Source organism: Bacillus sp. GMa5/1 (genome assembly GCF_050172015.1).
GTDB classification, from domain to species: domain Bacteria; phylum Bacillota; class Bacilli; order Bacillales; family Bacillaceae_G; genus Bacillus_A; species Bacillus_A cereus.
In genome coordinates this window covers 37,842-56,053 of the sequence record NZ_JBNLYC010000016.1, presented here as the reverse complement: position 1 = coordinate 56,053, position 18,212 = coordinate 37,842, and the positions used below count along the sequence as shown (strand labels likewise).

Genomic DNA, 18,212 nt, shown 5'->3' with positions numbered 1-18,212 from the left:
CAGAAATGAAGAGAAATAAAGATACATTATATAAAACTTTAGGAGGTTAATAGTTATGAATGTAGATAGAAAAATAGTAGGTGTTTTTAGAACAATTGATGATGCGGCACTCGTTATTAATGAATTAAATGAAAAAGGATACTCAGCAGATAACATTTCAGCTATTGCGAAAGATCAAAAGGAAATTGAACATCTGGAAGAAAAATCGGGTGAAAAAGTGAATAGCGAAACTGCACATAAAGCAGATATCTTTTCAGCGACAGGGCTTGTAGCTGGAGGAGTAGCAGGCGGACTCGGTGGTTTATTAACAGGTCTTGGTATACTTGCCGTTTCTGGAATGGGTCCAATTGTAGCAGCAGGACCAATCGCAGCAGCTATTGGAGGAGCTGGTATTGGCGGAGGAGCTGGAAGTTTAATAGGAGCATTTATCGGCTTAGGAATCCCTGAAGACCATGCTAAAAAGTATGAAGAATATATTTACGATGGAAATATATTAATTTTAGTAGATGCAAAATTAGATGATAAGTTAGAAATCTATAAAATATTTGATAAGCATAATGCCTATAACTCTGATTTCTTTAAATAAAATGTAAACAAAGTGAATATCGTTTTTGATCTTACAACTTTGGCGCGGCCGAGGAGTCGTATGACTATAAGAGAGGAAGGGCTTATAGTAAAAGATCAAGTCCTATTATGATATTGAGAAGGGAAGAGGTGTCTATTCGTGATTGTAAAAATATTAAAGGATAGTAGTAATAGTTTCCTTTGCACAGTTCAAAGTAAAAATGGAGATCGGTATGTGAAAAAATGGTTTAGTAAACATGAAAATAATAAAGAATTAGGGCGACCAACTTTTAAAGAAGTAGAAAAGGATTGGAAAGAAAATAGAGACTCGTTTATGTATCCCAATATTAAAGCGCTTTAGTGAACTACTCACAACTTAACGTCCTTACGGACTGTTTGAAGTGGGAGCTTCTTGGGAAGTAGATACTTTTATTAGCTATCTATATTTACCAAGCTATAAGGGTAGTACCTACCCCTAAAGAAAATACCAATTACATGGATAATTTTAGTAAGTTTATACTTGCATTTACATCTCTATCATGATGGCTATTGCATTCAGGGCAAGTCCACTCTCTAAGGCTTAGATTCTTGACTTCCTTATTTTTATAACCACAGCAAGAACACAATTGGCTACTCGCATAATTCTTAGGTGCGATTATCAAATCGCGACCTTTCCATATTGCTTTATAGTCAAGGAGCTCTCTGAATGTGGCCCAAGATACTTCACTGATTGCTTTTGCTAATTTGTAATTCTTTTGCATGTTCTTCACTTTCAAGTCCTCAATCACAATTACTTGGTTTTCGTTTGTGATTTCATTGCTTATCTTGTGAAGAAAATCATTGCGTTGATTCGCAATCTTCTCATGAAGTCTTGCAACTTGTAACCTGGCCTTGTTTCTATTGTTTGAACCTTTCTTTTTACGCGACAAAGAGCGCTGCAGAAGAGCTAATCTTCTTTCGGCTTTTCTCAACCATTTAGGGTTCTCATATTTCTTGCCATTAGACAATATTGCAAAGTCTTTTAGCCCAACATCAATACCAACTTTTGTATCAATTTTAGGAAACAATTGCTCATTTTCTTCTACTAAAATCGATACAAAGTATTTACCAGTAGGTGTTTGAGACACTGTAGTAGACTTAATTAACCCAAAGAATTGTCTGTGCTGTTTAATCTTTACTAAGGTCTTTAGTTTTGGCAGCTTGATATAACCACTCTCAATGTAAACCGTGCCTTTTTGGTTATTTGTTGTATAACTACGATGGTTATCTTTCTTACTTTTGAATTTCGGGAATCCAATAGATTTATCCCGGAAAAAGTTAGCGTATGCTTTATTCAAATTCATTTGAGCATTCGCCAACGCAAGACTATCAACTTCCTTTAGGAATGGAAATTCAGCCTTATATTGTGCGGGCGTAGGATATGTAACAGATATATCAAGTGTATCCTGTGATTCTTGATAAGATTTGATTCTATCTGCAAGCATCTTGTTGTATACAAATCGAACACATCCAAATGTTTTTGAGAAAAACATTTGTTGTTCTTTATTTGGATAGATACGATATTTGTATGATTTTAACATTTCCTACACCTCACTTTTTCCTTGATGTTCAATATATTTCTTTACTACATCTATCGGTGAACCACCCGTAGTAATCAAGCAAAAGCTTCTTGACCAAAACATTTCTTTCCAAAGTTTCTTTCTCACATGGGGAAAGTCTCTCTTGATTAGTCGAGAACTTGCACTTTTATAAGCATTAATGAACTTTGTCATTTCTGTATTCGGATGTGCCTTGAATAAGATATGCACATGGTCTACATCATGATTCCATTCAACTAATGTGATGTTATAGGTTTCAGATAGTCGGACAAAAATGTCTTTTGCATAGTCCGACATATCATCATCAAATACATTTCTTCTGTATTTCACGACCAATACAAGGTGACAATAAAAGGCAAAGCCTTTTGGCTACGCCAAACCGAAATTCATCTCCCACCTATCGTTGGGCTATTCCCTTCACACACTTGAGGAAGGAGAATTCTTACGGGGAATTCGTTAAATAGAATAGGCGTTTCATTCTTACAAAATTGTCACACTCCTGTAAGGTAATTCAATAGATTAGATATTTTTTCTGTGTCATAATAAAGACATAAGAAAGCGCATTAAAAAACTACAACTTATTAGGAGAGTGTCAGTCATGATTGTAACAACAACGTCTGGAATTCAAGGTAAAGAAATTATTGAGTATATCGATATTGTAAATGGTGAAGCTATTATGGGTGCAAATATTGTCCGCGATTTATTCGCTTCCGTTCGTGATGTTGTCGGTGGTCGTGCTGGTTCTTACGAAAGCAAGCTAAAAGAAGCTCGTGATATCGCAATGGATGAAATGAAAGAACTTGCAAAACAAAAAGGTGCGAACGCTATCGTTGGTATTGACGTAGATTACGAAGTTGTTCGTGATGGAATGTTAATGGTTGCTGTAAGTGGTACAGCTGTACGTATATAAGTAAATAAAAAACAGGCTCCCCCTTAAAGTTCATGCTTTGAGGGGATTTTTTTGTTTCATGATTAAAGTTAAAATGAAGAAGAGTTGATGGCGTATTATAAGTACAAAAAATAAGCAAAACGTTATTGTAAAAGATGCTAGGATTGGGGGTATTGCACGGGAATTTAGATACTAAGCAGACGCACCCGCTTATTTCAAATATAGTATATATCGTTTTCAAGGAGAAAAGTAAGAAATACAGCAATCTTTATATTTGTTTAACGAGAGTGTTAACTTTATGATAAATAAAAAATTTGTTATTTGAGGTAAGGGGAGAAATAATGGTATGAATAACGAGAGTGTATAGTTTATAGAAATAAACGATTGAGCATGTAAAGGGTTGTATTACATAAAATTTATAATGAATAGAGGCGGTTACATTATGTTTTGGTTAGGGTGTTTTTTAGGATATATTGTAGGTTCAGTTATTACATGTGCTCTACTTTACTATGGGTATAGATCCAATGAAAATAAAAAAGTGGATATACAAAAGAGGGAGGAGAGGAAAGTCAATAAAAAAGGTGTATAGGATGTGGAAGGTAAGGTGATAATGTTGATGCAACAATAAAGGACAGTACATATTTTATATGACGATTATGTACTGTTCCGCTTATTCTTTTTGGATTATGAAAAATTGTTGCCTGTCTTGCTATAAATTTCATAGGCGAAATAACCAAATAAATAGCCTATTCCAGACCCTAAACTAATGGAAAACAGTGAGAAATCTGGGGAAAACATACCGGAAATCAAACCAATCATACAGCCGACAAGCATTCCCATAGGTATGAAACTATCTAATAACAGTTGAGCTTTTTGAGATTTTTTCTTACCTAATTTTCCGTTCTTATATTTATGTTCCAATCTTTTAATTACAAATACTACAATTCCACCAACTATTACAACAGGCGCGATTGCCGTGATTAGCCACATGTGAAAATCTCCTTTCACCTTTTAATAGGGTTATACCAGATACTTACAATTAGGTGTTCCTAAACGTACTATCTAGTCTATTTAAATGGCCAATCAAAAAGACTCCTTCAATTGTAGTCAGTAACCCGTCAAAAAAACTTTCCCTTTCGTTTTCTCCGCAGATTGCACAACATCAACCGCCGTTTTCACATCCGCTAAGTCATATGTAGAATGTACTTTCATAAAACGTAATTGCTCATTTTCTACTAGACGAATTAAGTGACGAAACGTCTCCTGCCATTTATATGCTGACACATTTTTATTCCAATGTCGTAAATGAAATATGTTTGCGTGTACTTTTGCTTTTGTGACAATCTCGGCCCAGTTCACTTGTATTCCTGATAGAAGACCGATCGTTAAAAAATGCCCGTTTGGACGTAAGGAAAAAGCTAATTCATTTCCATCCGGTCCTCCGATAGAATCAATCGCAGCATCCGCACCAATCCCGTTTGTTAATTCCATAACAGTTTCATAAAGCGGGGCAGTGGAAGTATCAATTACATATGCAGCACCAAGGCGCAGTAATTCTTCTGTATGCTTATTATTTCTTGTAACGGCAATTAATCGGAAATTTAAAATTTGGGATAACTGCGCAAATAGATGTCCAATAGCGGACCCACAAGCATTCACTAATAAAACGTCATTACGCTGTAAGTTTAACGTTTCTGTACAAGTAACCCACGCCGTAAGGGGATTAATATACATTTGTGCCGCTGTGAAATCATCAATGGAATCAGGAATAGGGACTACAAAATCAGCTGATGTCTTCACATATTCTTGCCAAGTACCTTCCCCGCGTAAAGGTAACACTCGTTTACCGATAAGCTCTCGAGAAACAAAAGCGCCAACATTTTCTACAATACCAACACCTTCATAGCCAGGTATGTTAGGTAAAGGAATTCTATGAGCGTACGCTCCTGTGATGGGAATTAAGTCAGATGGATTAATAGGTCTAACTAGCATACGGACGAAAACTTCATTATCTTTCAGTGGTTCTATATTTTTATATTCAACTTGTAATACGTCTTTTGGATTGCCAAACTTATGAAATTGAATGCATGTTCCAAGCAAAGTAATTTGCCCCCTTAGTTTGATTGGGTTTATTATAGCATTTTTAGTTTGGTTGGTTACTTTGTTAGTGATAAATAGGGTTTTTAATTTACGAATTTATCAGAATTTTATAAAATGTGTATATAACTATAAAATGGGGGGATTTCTTCATGTGTACTAGTTTGACGTTACAAACTAAAAATTTCCAACATCTTTTTGCGAGAACAATGGATTTCACATTAGATATGAATCAGGAAGTAATAATCATTCCTCGGCGTTATCAGTGGAACAATATAACTGGTGAAACTATCCGAGCGAAAAAGGCTGTTGTCGGAATGGGAATTAATCATGAAGGAAGGGTCATTATGGCGGACGGAGTAAATGAAGCTGGTATGACGTGTGCCACTCTCTATTTCCCGGGATTCGCTACTTATAGTAACAGTATAGATAACTATAAAACGAATTTAGCGCCATTTGATTTTGTAGCTTGGAGCCTCACGCAATTTAATTCTGTTGAAGAGTTAAAAAAATCTGTTGATAACATTTCCCTTATAGATGTACCATTACCAATTTTAGGGATTACTCCGCCGCTACATTGGATTTTAGCAGATAAATGGGGAGATTGTATTGTACTTGAGCCGACAAATGATGGACTAAAAATGTATGACAATCCATTAGGAGTGATGACTAATAGTCCGGAGTTTAATTGGCATTTACAAAATTTAAGACAATATATTGGACTTAAATCGCAGCCATTTGCGCCAACGGAGTGGGGAGATGTACCATTAAGTGCTTTTGGCCAAGGTTCAGGAACGATGGGACTTCCTGGAGATTTTACCCCGCCATCAAGATTTGTGCGGGCAGCATATGGCAAACAAAACATTCAAGCTATAGAGAACGAAGAAGAGGGGATAGCGGCTATTTTTCATATCTTATCAAATTGTGAGGTCCCTAAAGGGGCAGTAATAACAGAAGAAGGAACATTAGATAATACCATCTATACGAGTGCGATGTGTATGGAGTCTGGAACATATTATTACCATACTTACGATTGTAGACAAATTATAGCCATTCATTTATTCCATGAAAATTTAGATACAGCTGAGATTAAAACTTATCCGTTTCAGCGGAAACAAAAAATATTTTATGAAAACTGAAGCGCCCCTGAAAAAGTGAAACTAATAAAAACACCTCCATTTAATTTGCATACTTAGTATGCGAATTTAGGAGGTGTTTTTTATCATTTATCAATATTCAGGTTTACTTCTTGCTATTCTATTAAGCCGAAGCTCTCTTCATTCTCTCAAGTAAACTAGATAACACATGCGTACGATAAGATTCTAGTTTTTTACCTTCATAAGTACGGATACCTAATTTTTTAAGTTCTTTTACATACCAACCTTTGCTTCCGAAATACATGTGATCGCTCCCCTTCAACTTTGTTTTATTTATTCTGATTGCATATGGAGGTACAGGTAATATAATGAAGGAAATGAATTTCGCGCGAAAATGGTTAACTTTGTTGCAAAAGACATATATACTAAGGATAGTATACAACGAGGTGGACAAGACGTGATTATAGAGAAGCACGAAATTCAAATTGACCAAATTACTAGCGGTAAAGTGAATATCTTTACTTTCTATCGAAATAGAAAGCAAATTGATGATCATTTTTTACGATTGCAAGAACCATCGCTTACAGCAAACTACTTCTTCCATTTTCATTTTGATGCAGAGAGCTTGCATCTACTGCAGAAAGAGTTTCCGAGCGTATATCCGTACGACGGTAGTGAAACGATTCACGACTGGACAGAAAAGATGAAAGCTGAATTGCAACATCAGATCCAAACAGGTAAATGGAATAAACGCGTACGTATCGGTAATCGCATTCTAGATGTGGTGTTTACGTGGTGTGACGAAGATATAGTAGAGTGAAAAAGAAGCGGATGACGCTTCTTTTTTTTAGCGCTGGAATAAAACGAGCTTACCTGCAGTAGATGTACAGCGATGTGTTTTTTCATACAGTCCTTTTTCTTGTAAGATAGATTCACCTTTTGCTTTTGCTTCTTTTTCAGTTGCCGCCTCGAATGATTCGTCTAATGCTTTTGAACCATCTTTTTCAAAGACTGTTAGAACGTATACTCCCATGAAAATTCCCTCCAATATTTAAAATCAGAATCTTATAATTATTTTGACATAAAATGCTACAATATGCAAAGAAATATATGACATTGCGTGGTAAAATAGAATGAAACTTTAATCATCGAGAATATTTTTATTCTCGATGATTATTAGTTTTCAGCGATTTAAATTTTGATAAAATGAAACTTTTGAAAGATAGAAAGGATCGTTATTTGTGAAACAAGTAAAGTTTATACATGCGGCTGATTTGCATTTGGATAGTCCGTTTAAAGGGATGGAGATGAATGTTACGCAGTCTGTGTGGGAGAGAATGAAGCAAAGTACGTTTGAATCATTTGAGCGTATTGTTGATAAAGCGATTCAAGAGCGCGTTGATTTCGTATTACTAGCTGGGGATTTGTATGATGCGGAGACGAGAAGTTTGAGGGCGCAAGTGTTTGTGCGTGAGCAAATGAAGAGACTTTCGCAATACGATATCCCTGTTTTTATTATTCACGGTAACCATGATCATTTAGGGGGAAGCTGGGCAGCAATTGAGTTTTCGGAAAATGTTCATGTATTTACTGAGCCTTATGTAGAAGAGAAATCATTTTATAAAAATGGTGAGCTATTAGCTTCTATTTATGGTTTTAGTTATTTGCAGCAAGCGGTAACGGATAATATGACAGCGCAGTATACGAAAATGAGTGATGCGCCTTTTCATATTGGTATGCTTCACGGAAGTGTGGAAGGAGATGCAGAGCATAATCGCTATGCACCGTTTCAAATTCGTGAGTTGAAAGAAAAACAGTTTGATTATTGGGCTCTTGGCCATATACATAAACGTGAAATTTTATCAGAAGAACCATACATTATTTATCCAGGGAACATACAAGGTCGTCATCGTAAGGAAACAGGCGAGAAGGGTGCGTACCTTATTGAACTTACGAAAAAAGGATCGCAGTGTTCATTTTTCCATACGGCAGATGTTGTATGGGACGAAATCGAGGTTGGTATTGATGGACTTGAAACTGTTGATGAACTTATGACAAGCATATCTACTGCGATGAATGAATGCCGAAGAGAAGAGGAAGGTACGCTATTAACTGTCGTATTTACAGGACAAGGCCCACTTTCACCTTATTTGCGCGACGAAAAGCGTGTGGAAGAGATTTTTCACATTTTAGCATCTGGAGAAGAGCGAAAAGATTTCGTATATGCAATGAAGTGGAAAAATGAGACGGTTTCTTTTGCGGAAATCGAACGTTTGAAAGCGGAAAATCATTTCGTCGGTAGTGTGCTAAAGGAGTTAGAAGCTTTCACTAATATGGACGGAGTATTGCGCACTATTTGGACATCTCCTGTAGCGCGTAATAGTATTGAATCTTTTACAGAAGAAGAGAAGAAAGAGATTCAAAAGGAAGCAGAAAATATTATTTTAGAACAATTATTCCAGCAAGAGAGGGATAAAAAATGAGAATTGAAAAACTCCATATTTATGGGTACGGAAAATTAGAAAATGTGGAAATGGATCTTTCTTTGCTGACAGTGTTATACGGTGAAAATGAAGCGGGGAAATCGACAATTCGCTCATTTATGAAAAGTATTTTATTCGGTTTTCCGACGAGAGGACAGCGCCGTTATGAGCCGAAAGAAGGCGGGAAGTATGGCGGTGCGATCACTGTGCAAACAGAGCAGTACGGTCGTTTGAAAATTGAGCGATTGCCAAAGACGGCAGCTGGCGAGGTGACCGTTTATTTTGAAGACGGGAAAACGGGCGGAGAAGAAATTTTAAACGATATATTAAGCGGGATGAATGAAAATTTATTTGAATCTGTCTTTTCATTTGATATGCATGGCCTTCAAAACATTCATCAGCTTGGCGAAGCAGATATTGGCAATTATTTATTTTCGGCAAGTGCAGTCGGAAGTGATGCGCTATTGCAGTTAGATAAAAAGCTAGAAAAAGAAATGGACCAGCGCTTCAAGCCGAGTGGTCGTAAACCAGAAATTAACGTGTCATTGCAAGAGATGAAGAAACTTGAAGAGAAGATGAAAGAGTGGCAAGGGAAAATTGGCACGTATGAAAAGCAAGTGGAGCAGTTAAAAGAAAGTGAAGAGAAACTTGCTTCTGTTCGCGTGGAAAAAGAGAATGCAGAAAAGCGGAAGCAAGATTATGAAATATTAGCAGCGCTTGAGCCTCTCGTTATTGAAAAGCGTGCGCACGAGAAAGTGTTAGAGAACGAGAGCGGGCAGTTTCCTGTAAACGGAATGGCGCGTTATGAAGCAATTAAGGCGAAGATGGAGCCGCTTCAATTACAAGTTGATTCGCTCCACAAGAAAATTGAGACAGTGCAATCGGAAATTGCCTCGATTCAAATAGATGAAGAGTTTTTACAAAAAGAAAGTTATGTAGAAGAACTTCGTATGCAGCATATGTCTTACGAAAATGCACGCCAAGAAATGCGTGATTTGACAGGAAGTATTACGAATATAAAAGAAGAACTGGCAGAACTAGAGCAACAAATTGGTGCTACTTTTGAAAAGGAAACAGTTCTGTCGTTTGATATGAGTTTGGCAACGAAAGAGTTAATTACGCAAACAGTGCAAAAGGCGCGTGAATTAGAAACGCAAAAAGCACAGCTTGATGATCGTTTTAAAGTAGCGCAGGAGCAATTAGAAGAACAAGAAGAGAATATAAGACAGATTAAGCAACAAATGTTAGCGGATGAAGAGCGAAATGCGTTAGCTGAGAAAGAGAAGTCGTTCCAAGATGCGGCGTTTATCGGTATGGGCGCAGAGAGAATGAAGCGCAAGTATGAGGAAAAAGCAGGAGCGGCTATGCAAAAGAAAAAGCAGTGGCAAAGAGTTTGTCTTCTGTTACTTCTTATTAACACAGGCATTTTATTCACAAGCTTATTTATAGACAATCGACCGCTCTTATTTATTAGTGTCATTGTTTTTGTAGGGATTGTTCTCGCCCTTGTTTTATATAAAGATCCATCAAGTGGATTACAAGAAGAGCTCCTTACACTTCAGCAAAGTGCTGGCGGGAGACAAAGTGAAGAAGCGATGTCTGTTCGTTATCAGTTAGAAAAAGATGAAGAGATTCGGAAGTTATTTGAGCGCGAGTCTTATAAGTTACAGCAGTTGGAACGAGCGTATGATAAAGTCGTTTCATCGTATGAGGAATGGGAGAGAGAAACGTTCCAGGCGGGAGAACAAGTCGATGCATATAAAACGCGCTATATGTTTCCTGAATTTTATACGTATGCACACATATTGCCGGCGTTTGAGCGTATTGAAAAAATGCAGCAATTATATCGAGAGTTAGAGAAGCAAGGTACGCGAAAATCTTCATTATATGAAATGATTTCGCAATTTGAACATAAACTAGAAACTGTTATCGGTAGTGCGGAGTATAGTAAGCTACACGAGGCACAAAGCCGTATGCAAAATGAGAAAGAGAAGCGCCAAACTTGTAAGCAGTTAAAAGAAAAACTGGCGGAATGGCAAGAAGAATATGAGTTTATGCAAGAACAATTAAAGCAATTACTAATAGAACGAGATGGTTTATGGCATATTGCAGAGTCTACAGATGAAGAGATGTTTTTAGAAGCAGGTAAACTGGCGGAAAAACGTGAGGATGCAGAGAAACAAGTGGGGCGTTTATTACCGCAAATTGATCTGTTGGAACAGCGTTTAACGAGTTTATCATTAGATGAACATTATGAAGCTGACGGGTATGAAGGAAAATTAAAGCAAGAAATTACAACTGTCCAAAACTGTCTTACGAAAGAGAAAGAACTGACAGAGCGTATTGCGAAACATCGTATGGAAATTGCGAATTTAGAAGAAGGTAGTACGTACGGCGATTTAATGCATGAATGGGAAATGAAAAAAGCGCAAGTGCGTGAACAAGTGAAGAAGTGGGCTGCTTATGCGGCCGCAAAGACAGTGTTAACGAAAACGAAGCACTATTATCATGAAGTTCATCTTCCTCGTATTTTACAAAAATCAGAAGAGTATTTCGTCTATTTAACAGGCGGACGCTATAGTAAAATCTTTTCACCGTCAGAGGCAGAACCGTTTATCGTTGAACGTAACGATGGTATGCGTTTTTACAGTCATGAACTAAGCCAAGCGACAGCGGAGCAGTTATATTTATCGCTGAGATTTGCACTCGCGAAAACATTCGAACATGATTATCCATTTATTATTGATGATAGTTTCGTGCATTTTGATGCGGTAAGGACGAATCGTACGATTGAACTTATAAAGGAAATTGCAAAGGATAGACAAGTCATATTCTTTACATGTCATGCGCATTTACTTGCGTATTTTCCAGAAAAACAGATTATAAAATTAACACATATGCGTAAAGAAAATGAGTTGTAGTGTGCTATACTAAAAGTAACTGATTTGGTGGAGGAATTCGAATGAAAAAGAAAATTGCAGAGTATGAAGTTGGTGAACAAGTCGATATTTTCTTGTTAATTAAAACAGCGACAAAAGGTATCGCAAGCAATGGAAAGCCATTTTTAACAGTAATCTTACAAGATCCAAGTGGAGATATTGAAGCGAAATTGTGGGACGTATCACCAGAAGTTGAGAAACAATATGTAGCGGAAACAATCGTGAAAGTAGCTGGTGATATTTTAAACTACAAAGGACGTATTCAATTACGTGTGAAACAAATTCGTGTTGCGAATGAAAATGAAGTAACAGACATCTCAGACTTCGTAGAAAAAGCACCAGTGAAAAAAGAAGATATGGTTGAGAAAATTACGCAATACATATTTGAAATGAGAAACCCGAACATTCAGCGTCTAACAAGACATTTATTAAATAAGCATCAAAACGAATTTTTAGACTATCCAGCAGCGACAAAGAACCATCACGAGTTCGTATCTGGACTAGCTTATCACGTCGTATCAATGCTTGATTTAGCGAAAGCTATTTCAAATCTATACCCATCTTTAGATAAAGACTTACTATATGCAGGCGTTATTTTACATGACCTTGGTAAAGTAATCGAACTATCTGGCCCAATTTCTACAACGTATACGTTAGAAGGAAATTTACTAGGCCACATTTCTATTATGGTGAACGAAATTGGTAAAGCAGCAGACGAATTGCAAATCGATGCAGAAGAAGTATTAATTCTTCAACACATCGTCCTTTCGCACCACGGAAAAGCGGAATGGGGTAGCCCAAAACCACCATTAGTAAAAGAAGCAGAAATTCTGCACTACATCGATAACTTAGATGCAAAAATGAACATGATGGACCGCGCATTAGGACGCACAAAACCAGGCGAATACACAGAGCGTGTCTTCGCACTTGATAATCGTTCGTTCTATAAGCCGACGTTCCATAATTAATAATGTGAATCAAATGGCCTCATTAAGTGGTAATAAGCTTAGTGGGGCTGTTGTATAATGATAATAAAGTTATTGAATTTTGATTATTAAAAAGCTAAGAGCCTTACTACATTCTACGTAGCAAGGCTCTTTAAAGTTGTTTCAAATTACATCCATCTGTTCGTTCAAGTGTAACTATTCGTAATTATTTGATATTATATAGGTGAATAGAAAGATACATTAAAAATTAGTTTCGTAGTTGTAAAAGGAGGTTATTTATATTATTCTTTTATAATTTTCCAAAAGGGAGAGTTTATGAAAAAGATTATTGTTTTTGTATTAACGATATTTATATTATTCTCAGGATTCGCAACACAAAGTTATGCGTTGTCAGATTCGCAATCTGCGGCAATACAAGCGTTGCTAGATGATGCCTGTCGTATATCAGGTGTGCCGGGAATGTCAATCTCAATACTTGCTGATGATGAAGTGTTCTACTTTTCTTCAGGGTATGCAGACCGTGAAAAGGGGTTGTCTGCAAGTGAAAATACACTCTATGAGTTAGCCTCGGTCAGTAAAGCTTTTACCGGTATGGGTATTATGCTATTGGAAGAGCAAGGGCTGCTCTCAATGACTGACCCTGTCCAAAAATATTTACCTTGGTTTACATTAAAGTATCAAGGGAAACCTGTTGATATGCAAAGTCTTACACTAAATAACTTTCTTCACCATACCAGTGGTCTAACAAATATTAGGCATACTCAAAATATTCCACAAGGCAATACACCGGATATGTTGCAAAAGACTGTGGAAATGCTCGTTGATGCTGAATTGGCGTTCCCTCCCGGTGAACAGTATAACTATGGAACCGTTAATTATGACGTATTGGGTTTGGTTATTGAGATTGTGTCGCGACAAAGCTACGAAGACTTTATGAAGGAACAGGTATTTCAGCCGTTAGGTCTTCACCAGACATATGTTTATAAAGAAGATGCTCAAGCCACTGGACAGTTGGCACAGGGCTACCGTTCTGCCTTTTTTATGACAACTCCATTTAAAGCTCCAGATTATGCTGGGAATAAACCCGCAGGCTACATCATTTCTAATACAAAAGATATGGCGCGTTGGATGGGCATACAGATGGGTATCGTGCAGGACATACCCGAAATATTTCACACGGTTATCGAAAAATCACATAGGGGTGATATGTCTGTTTCGGCTGTCAACGGTATGTATTATGCGGCAGGCTGGTCCGTAAACGCCGAACAAACGATTATAGAACACACTGGGGGCAATCCAAATTTCAGAACCGAAGTAGTCATACTGCTAAATGAACGAACAGCCGTCTCCTTGCTGAGCAACGGCGCAAATACCAATACAAACATGGTACTAAAAGTTAAAGATATATTAGAAGGCAATCTAACTCAGTCATATGAAATAAGCGGTACACAGCTTTTGGATATCATTTTGTCGTCTATCACAATTATTCTTTGTCTATTGGCCGTTTTGCTATTTCTCTTAGGATTACGCAGAAGGAAAACGAATGATCAGCAGCCAATGACAAAAAAGAGAATAACCGTAACAGTTATTTTCCTGACCGCTACGATTGCCCTGAGTATACTGTGCTGTGCTTTCGATTGGTCAACAATACTTATTTGGCAAACATATAGTGTTCTTACAGCTTTGATTTCGTCAGCATTATTAACAGCAAGCATTACATGGTTTGTGTACACTCACCGATAAAATACCTCGCTCCTAAGATAAGCATAATGTTAAGTCATTAAAGTCCGATTGGTGAGGGCTGATAATCAGTGGGGGGTGAAGAAAACCCCCACTGATTAAAGTTTCACTTTATTAAAAATGAAATAAAATAGTTAAGAAGTACGCATGGGTGTAACGAAGAACTAATAAAACATATCTTGCCACTAGAATGGGGGCATATCAACTTTTAAATTGAGTACCGCCAGCATTTCAGAAAAAATATGCTAAGCAAAAAATACAATAAGCTGTCCATATGGGCAGCTTATTTACATAATTCTCGATATTGGAAGTTGATTAATATCAGTTCATTTGTTTTTCGAAAGGAGTTATTTTGTTCGTTCAAAGATAATATCAAAGTAATTCGCGTACCCCATAGTTGGTGACGCAAATAGTTGATTTTATAGGGGGAAAACCTGTAACTAAAGCCTAACATAGGTGTTTTTGTTTAAATTTTGCTTAATTCTCACTAGTAATTAACTAAAAATTTAGAAATCGTTATATAATGAATTTAATTTAAAATTAGGAGTGATTAAATTGCCAGATATGATAAACCTCGTTCTTTTCATCATTATAGCGAGGTGTTAAAACTTCTAATAGAAAGCATATTCGATTAAGAAAGAAGGGGTAGTTATGAAAACTAGTGAAGAAACGCATTGGCAAAGGTTTAAACGTAAGAGTAAATCCCCGAAAGAGTGGTTAAAGAAAGTATACGAATTTTTTATTAATGAACACGTATGGGATGCTATCTTTAAAGTGTTCCTTAAACTAGTATGGGCAGTAAAAGGTATGGGGAAAAGCTTGAAACGGGTAATAGAAAACATATTCAATTAAATTCTATTCTTTCATAATTTCCTCATACGATCGATAATTTCCAATAAATTTGTTTTATATAATGGAGTGTGAATACGACAGTTGATACAGCAATGGCTATAATACCTATATGTGCGTAAAAATTGAAGTAATCATATTTCTGGAAGAAAAATTCAAGGACAGGAAATAAAAGAGTAAGACTAGCAATTAATATTAATTGTTCTTTTTTCATTATCATGCCTCCTTCTTTGTATAATTCAGCATTGATAGAAACAATTCCTATATGAATATCCTATACATGATCAGTTAACATAACGTCCTATTATCGGTAGCAAGGACAAGGAGGAACCCTGCTCTCACAAGGGAACCTCCTTTTTACGTTCTATGGATCTATGCAATTTTTTATACATTCCTATTCTGGTGCGGTTTTAGGGTGCTTGTCTGTTATTGGATTAACGAAAAAACTGTATAAAATCTCGCATACTCTTAGCGTGTTTTTTTCAAAAATGCTGGCGAAATCTCACATCCATCAACTTATGAATTTTATAATGTCCTCAAACCAAGAATTTCTCGTGTTTTTAGTCCAAAATGTTATTTAATAAAAAAATATCTCGAATTTGAGATAAATCACTTGCTTTTTAATCACTTGAGTTGTAAAGTGATAGTAACGAAAGCGATTGAGTCATATGAAAAACATATACTCAGTTGCTTTCGATTAAAAAAACGAAGTAACTTATTCAGTAAAAACTAAGATGAATTTACAAAAACATAATGAGAATAAATTGAAAAGCTAAGAAGCATATTATTTTTTAGGTATCACTTGACTAGTAAAATGAAACGGAGGAATTATCAATGTATGAAATTAAAGGGCATCATCACATTTCAATGGTTACAAAAAACGGAAGTGAGAATAACCATTTTTATAAAAACATGCTTGGTTTACGCCGTGTGAAAATGACGGTAAACCAAGATGATCCATCGATGTATCACTTATTTTACGGAGATAGAACAGGGAGCCCAGGTACGGAACTATCATTTTTTGAAATGCCTTTAGTAGGAAAAACGTACCGTGGTACGAATGCAATTACGCGAATTGGCTTACTCGTTCCGTCAGAGGAAAGTTTACATTACTGGAAAGAACGATTTGAGAAATTTGGTGTAAAACATAGTGAAATAACAACATATGCAAATCGTCCTGCTTTGCAATTTGAGGATGCGGAAGGTCTTCGTCTCGTGCTACTCGTTTCAAATGGAGAAAAAGTGGAGCACTGGGAAACGTGGGAGAAATCAGAAGTTCCTGCACAGCATCAAATTCAAGGAATGGGTTCAGTGGAAATGACAGTGTGTAGACTTGATAAACTGGCGAGTACATTAACAGATATATTTGGTTATACAGAAGTTAGCCGAAGTGACGAAGAAGCGATTTTCCAGTCTATTAAAGGAGAAGCCTTCGGAGAAATCGTTGTGAAATATTTGGATGGTCCTACTGAAAAGCCAGGCCGTGGTAGCATTCATCATTTAGCAATTCGTGTAAAAAACGATGCAGAGCTAGCTTATTGGGAAGAACAGGTGATACAAAAAGGTTTCCATTCTTCAGGGATTATCGACCGTTTCTACTTTAAAAGCTTATACTTCCGCGAATCAAACGGAATCCTATTTGAAATTGCGACAGATGGACCAGGATTTACAGTTGATGGCGATGTAGAGCATTTAGGAGAAAAACTGGATTTACCGCCGTTCTTAGAAGAAAAGCGAGCAGAAATTGAAGCGAAATTAGCACCTATTGAAGAGAAATAATAGAAGAAAAAATAAAACTTTAAAAACAACTGGAGGAATATAAAATGAACCAATTAAAAGGAATTCACCACGTTACAGCAATTACAAGTAGTGCAGAAAAGAACTATGAGTTTTTCACTCACGTTTTAGGAATGCGTTTAGTTAAGAAAACAGTAAACCAAGATGACATTCAAACGTATCATTTATTCTTTGCAGATGATAAAGGTAGTGCAGGAACAGATATGACATTCTTTGACTTCCCAGGTATTCCAAAAGGAGTACACGGTACGAATGAAATTTCAAAAACTTCATTCCGAGTGCCAACTGATGCAGCATTAGCATATTGGGTGAAACGTTTTGACCGTCTTGAAGTAGAACATACAGGAATTAAAGAGCAATTTGGTAAGAAAACTCTTTCTTTCGTTGACTTTGATGACCAACACTATCAATTAATCTCAGATGAACTTGATAAAGGGATCGAATCAGGTACACCGTGGCAAAACGGTCCAGTTCCATTAGAATATGCGATTACTGGCTTAGGACCTGTATTTATCCGCATTGCAAACTTTAGTTTCTTCAAAGAAGTGTTAGAAAAAGTTTTATTATTTAAAGAGGTTGCGCAAGAAGGAGAATTCTATTTATTTGAAGTGAATAAAGGTGGAAACGGTGCTTCTGTCATTGTAGAACATAATACGGTTCTTCCAGAAGCACGACAAGGTTTTGGTACGGTTCACCATGCTGCATTCCGCGTAGAAGATCGCGCTGTATTAGAAGAATGGATTGAGAGAATCAGTAGCGTTGGACTTCCTTCATCTGGTTATGTAGACCGTCATTTCTTTGAATCATTATACGCAAGAGTTGCACCACAAATCTTATTTGAATTTGCAACAGATGGCCCAGGATTTATGGGAGATGAGCCATACGAAACACTTGGCGAAAAATTATCTTTACCTCCATTCCTAGAGCCAAAACGTGAAGAAATTGAAAAATTAGTTCGTCCAATTGATACAGTGAGAAGTACGAAGGAATTCATTAAAGAGTAAAAATAGAAATAGTAAGTAGGAGAGCAAGTAGTTTTAGCGGAGTGCTGGAACTGCTTGCTCTTTTATTTGTCCTGTTAAGTTTTCTGACATTTTTTTCTCAAGTTATTAAAAAGGAAAAGTTTGGTATAATTAATTAAAATATTTAATTTTCTGATAATTATTTTTCAATACATAGAAAAGGAGTGGTAATATACAATTTTAATAATTG

At 36.5% G+C, this 18,212-nt stretch carries 18 protein-coding genes and 1 pseudogene; 12 read left to right on the top strand and 7 right to left on the bottom strand.

Features of this window, described 5'->3' with window-relative positions:
• The first annotated feature begins 55 nt into the window (after nt 1–55).
• Together ACQGSG_RS06750 and ACQGSG_RS06745 are read left to right on the top strand one after the other, a co-directional pair.
• Complete coding sequence (locus ACQGSG_RS06750) at nt 56–586, top strand: general stress protein (RefSeq protein WP_001100100.1); 531 nt, start codon at nt 56–58, stop codon at nt 584–586.
• A gap of 138 nt (nt 587–724) precedes the next feature.
• The gene (locus ACQGSG_RS06745; RefSeq protein WP_142330199.1) at nt 725–925 is read left to right on the top strand and encodes a DUF4028 family protein; all 201 of its coding nucleotides are present in this window, start codon (nt 725–727) and stop codon (nt 923–925) included.
• Between the two features lie 130 nt (nt 926–1,055).
• On the opposite strand, the gene tnpB is transcribed toward ACQGSG_RS06745, so the two are convergent.
• Entirely contained in the window at nt 1,056–2,144 is a 1,089-nt protein-coding gene (gene tnpB / locus ACQGSG_RS06740) for an IS200/IS605 family element RNA-guided endonuclease TnpB (protein ID WP_098605077.1), read from the bottom strand.
• 3 nt (nt 2,145–2,147) lie between these two features.
• Nucleotides 2,148–2,522 (bottom strand): annotated as a pseudogene (gene tnpA, locus ACQGSG_RS06735) (IS200/IS605 family transposase); the annotation flags it as partial.
• Nucleotides 2,523–2,760: 238 nt separating this feature from the next.
• On the opposite strand from tnpA, the gene ACQGSG_RS06730 reads away from it, so the two are divergent.
• Complete coding sequence (locus ACQGSG_RS06730; RefSeq protein WP_000637510.1) at nt 2,761–3,072, top strand: YbjQ family protein; 312 nt, start codon at nt 2,761–2,763, stop codon at nt 3,070–3,072.
• Nucleotides 3,073–3,735: 663 nt separating this feature from the next.
• Here the strand turns inward: ACQGSG_RS06730 and ACQGSG_RS06725 are convergent.
• Nucleotides 3,736–4,041: a hypothetical protein gene (locus tag ACQGSG_RS06725; protein ID WP_000266269.1), complete on the bottom strand. Its 306-nt coding sequence runs from the start codon at nt 4,039–4,041 to the stop codon at nt 3,736–3,738.
• A 117-nt stretch (nt 4,042–4,158) separates the two neighbouring features.
• Nucleotides 4,159–5,151, bottom strand: a complete 993-nt coding sequence (locus ACQGSG_RS06720) for a zinc-dependent alcohol dehydrogenase family protein (protein WP_000901746.1) — start codon at nt 5,149–5,151, stop codon at nt 4,159–4,161.
• 149 nt (nt 5,152–5,300) lie between these two features.
• On the opposite strand from ACQGSG_RS06720, the gene ACQGSG_RS06715 reads away from it, so the two are divergent.
• Nucleotides 5,301–6,287: a choloylglycine hydrolase family protein gene (locus tag ACQGSG_RS06715; RefSeq protein ID WP_325842731.1), complete on the top strand. Its 987-nt coding sequence runs from the start codon at nt 5,301–5,303 to the stop codon at nt 6,285–6,287.
• Nucleotides 6,288–6,408: 121 nt separating this feature from the next.
• Here ACQGSG_RS06715 and ACQGSG_RS06710 read toward each other — a convergent pair whose 3' ends face one another.
• Nucleotides 6,409–6,549, bottom strand: coding sequence for a YflJ family protein (locus tag ACQGSG_RS06710; RefSeq protein WP_000273537.1), 141 nt, complete (start codon nt 6,547–6,549; stop codon nt 6,409–6,411).
• 153 nt (nt 6,550–6,702) lie between these two features.
• On the opposite strand from ACQGSG_RS06710, the gene ACQGSG_RS06705 reads away from it, so the two are divergent.
• Nucleotides 6,703–7,065 carry a hypothetical protein gene (locus ACQGSG_RS06705; RefSeq protein ID WP_000582785.1) on the top strand — a complete coding sequence of 121 codons (363 nt, stop codon included), beginning with the start codon at nt 6,703–6,705 and terminating at the stop codon, nt 7,063–7,065.
• A gap of 27 nt (nt 7,066–7,092) precedes the next feature.
• On the opposite strand, the gene ACQGSG_RS06700 is transcribed toward ACQGSG_RS06705, so the two are convergent.
• Complete coding sequence (locus ACQGSG_RS06700; protein WP_000539552.1) at nt 7,093–7,278, bottom strand: YhzD family protein; 186 nt, start codon at nt 7,276–7,278, stop codon at nt 7,093–7,095.
• A 208-nt stretch (nt 7,279–7,486) separates the two neighbouring features.
• Between ACQGSG_RS06700 and ACQGSG_RS06695 the strand changes: the two genes are divergently transcribed.
• The 5 genes from ACQGSG_RS06695 (at nt 7,487) to ACQGSG_RS06675 (ending at nt 15,206) form a co-directional block, all read left to right on the top strand.
• Nucleotides 7,487–8,728, top strand: a complete 1,242-nt coding sequence (locus ACQGSG_RS06695) for a metallophosphoesterase family protein (RefSeq protein ID WP_097856635.1) — start codon at nt 7,487–7,489, stop codon at nt 8,726–8,728.
• Complete coding sequence (locus tag ACQGSG_RS06690; RefSeq protein ID WP_325842730.1) at nt 8,725–11,649, top strand: AAA family ATPase; 2,925 nt, start codon at nt 8,725–8,727, stop codon at nt 11,647–11,649. Before ACQGSG_RS06695 ends, ACQGSG_RS06690 begins: the two co-directional genes overlap by 4 nt.
• A gap of 41 nt (nt 11,650–11,690) precedes the next feature.
• Nucleotides 11,691–12,635 (top strand): 3'-5' exoribonuclease YhaM, encoded by a 945-nt coding sequence (gene yhaM, locus ACQGSG_RS06685; protein WP_000726639.1) that lies wholly within the window; start codon nt 11,691–11,693, stop codon nt 12,633–12,635.
• A 294-nt stretch (nt 12,636–12,929) separates the two neighbouring features.
• Entirely contained in the window at nt 12,930–14,357 is a 1,428-nt protein-coding gene (locus ACQGSG_RS06680) for a serine hydrolase domain-containing protein (RefSeq protein WP_214631933.1), read from the top strand.
• A 648-nt stretch (nt 14,358–15,005) separates the two neighbouring features.
• A complete protein-coding gene (locus ACQGSG_RS06675; protein WP_000858032.1) occupies nt 15,006–15,206 on the top strand; it encodes a hypothetical protein in 201 nt (66 codons plus the stop codon).
• A 22-nt stretch (nt 15,207–15,228) separates the two neighbouring features.
• On the opposite strand, the gene ACQGSG_RS06670 is transcribed toward ACQGSG_RS06675, so the two are convergent.
• Nucleotides 15,229–15,423, bottom strand: a complete 195-nt coding sequence (locus ACQGSG_RS06670; protein ID WP_002060880.1) for a hypothetical protein — start codon at nt 15,421–15,423, stop codon at nt 15,229–15,231.
• 614 nt (nt 15,424–16,037) lie between these two features.
• On the opposite strand from ACQGSG_RS06670, the gene ACQGSG_RS06665 reads away from it, so the two are divergent.
• Complete coding sequence (locus ACQGSG_RS06665; RefSeq protein WP_214631932.1) at nt 16,038–16,982, top strand: ring-cleaving dioxygenase; 945 nt, start codon at nt 16,038–16,040, stop codon at nt 16,980–16,982.
• Between the two features lie 44 nt (nt 16,983–17,026).
• Nucleotides 17,027–18,004 (top strand): ring-cleaving dioxygenase, encoded by a 978-nt coding sequence (locus ACQGSG_RS06660; RefSeq protein ID WP_001072541.1) that lies wholly within the window; start codon nt 17,027–17,029, stop codon nt 18,002–18,004.
• Nucleotides 18,005–18,212 lie beyond the last annotated feature (208 nt).

Excerpts from the sequence above, each read along its gene's own strand:
- ACQGSG_RS06670 (WP_002060880.1), bottom strand. The coding sequence starts at position 15,423 with ATGATAATGAAAAAAGAACAATTAATATTAATTGCTAGTCTTACTCTT.
- ACQGSG_RS06750 (WP_001100100.1), top strand. The coding sequence starts at position 56 with ATGAATGTAGATAGAAAAATAGTAGGTGTTTTTAGAACAATTGATGAT.
- ACQGSG_RS06690 (WP_325842730.1), top strand. The coding sequence starts at position 8,725 with ATGAGAATTGAAAAACTCCATATTTATGGGTACGGAAAATTAGAAAAT.
- yhaM (WP_000726639.1), top strand. The coding sequence starts at position 11,691 with ATGAAAAAGAAAATTGCAGAGTATGAAGTTGGTGAACAAGTCGATATT.
- ACQGSG_RS06675 (WP_000858032.1), top strand. The coding sequence starts at position 15,006 with ATGAAAACTAGTGAAGAAACGCATTGGCAAAGGTTTAAACGTAAGAGT.
- ACQGSG_RS06725 (WP_000266269.1), bottom strand. The coding sequence starts at position 4,041 with ATGTGGCTAATCACGGCAATCGCGCCTGTTGTAATAGTTGGTGGAATT.
- ACQGSG_RS06700 (WP_000539552.1), bottom strand. The coding sequence starts at position 7,278 with ATGGGAGTATACGTTCTAACAGTCTTTGAAAAAGATGGTTCAAAAGCA.
- ACQGSG_RS06715 (WP_325842731.1), top strand. The coding sequence starts at position 5,301 with ATGTGTACTAGTTTGACGTTACAAACTAAAAATTTCCAACATCTTTTT.
- ACQGSG_RS06680 (WP_214631933.1), top strand. The coding sequence starts at position 12,930 with ATGAAAAAGATTATTGTTTTTGTATTAACGATATTTATATTATTCTCA.
- ACQGSG_RS06665 (WP_214631932.1), top strand. The coding sequence starts at position 16,038 with ATGTATGAAATTAAAGGGCATCATCACATTTCAATGGTTACAAAAAAC.
- ACQGSG_RS06730 (WP_000637510.1), top strand. The coding sequence starts at position 2,761 with ATGATTGTAACAACAACGTCTGGAATTCAAGGTAAAGAAATTATTGAG.
- ACQGSG_RS06710 (WP_000273537.1), bottom strand. The coding sequence starts at position 6,549 with ATGTATTTCGGAAGCAAAGGTTGGTATGTAAAAGAACTTAAAAAATTA.
- tnpB (WP_098605077.1), bottom strand. The coding sequence starts at position 2,144 with ATGTTAAAATCATACAAATATCGTATCTATCCAAATAAAGAACAACAA.
- ACQGSG_RS06660 (WP_001072541.1), top strand. The coding sequence starts at position 17,027 with ATGAACCAATTAAAAGGAATTCACCACGTTACAGCAATTACAAGTAGT.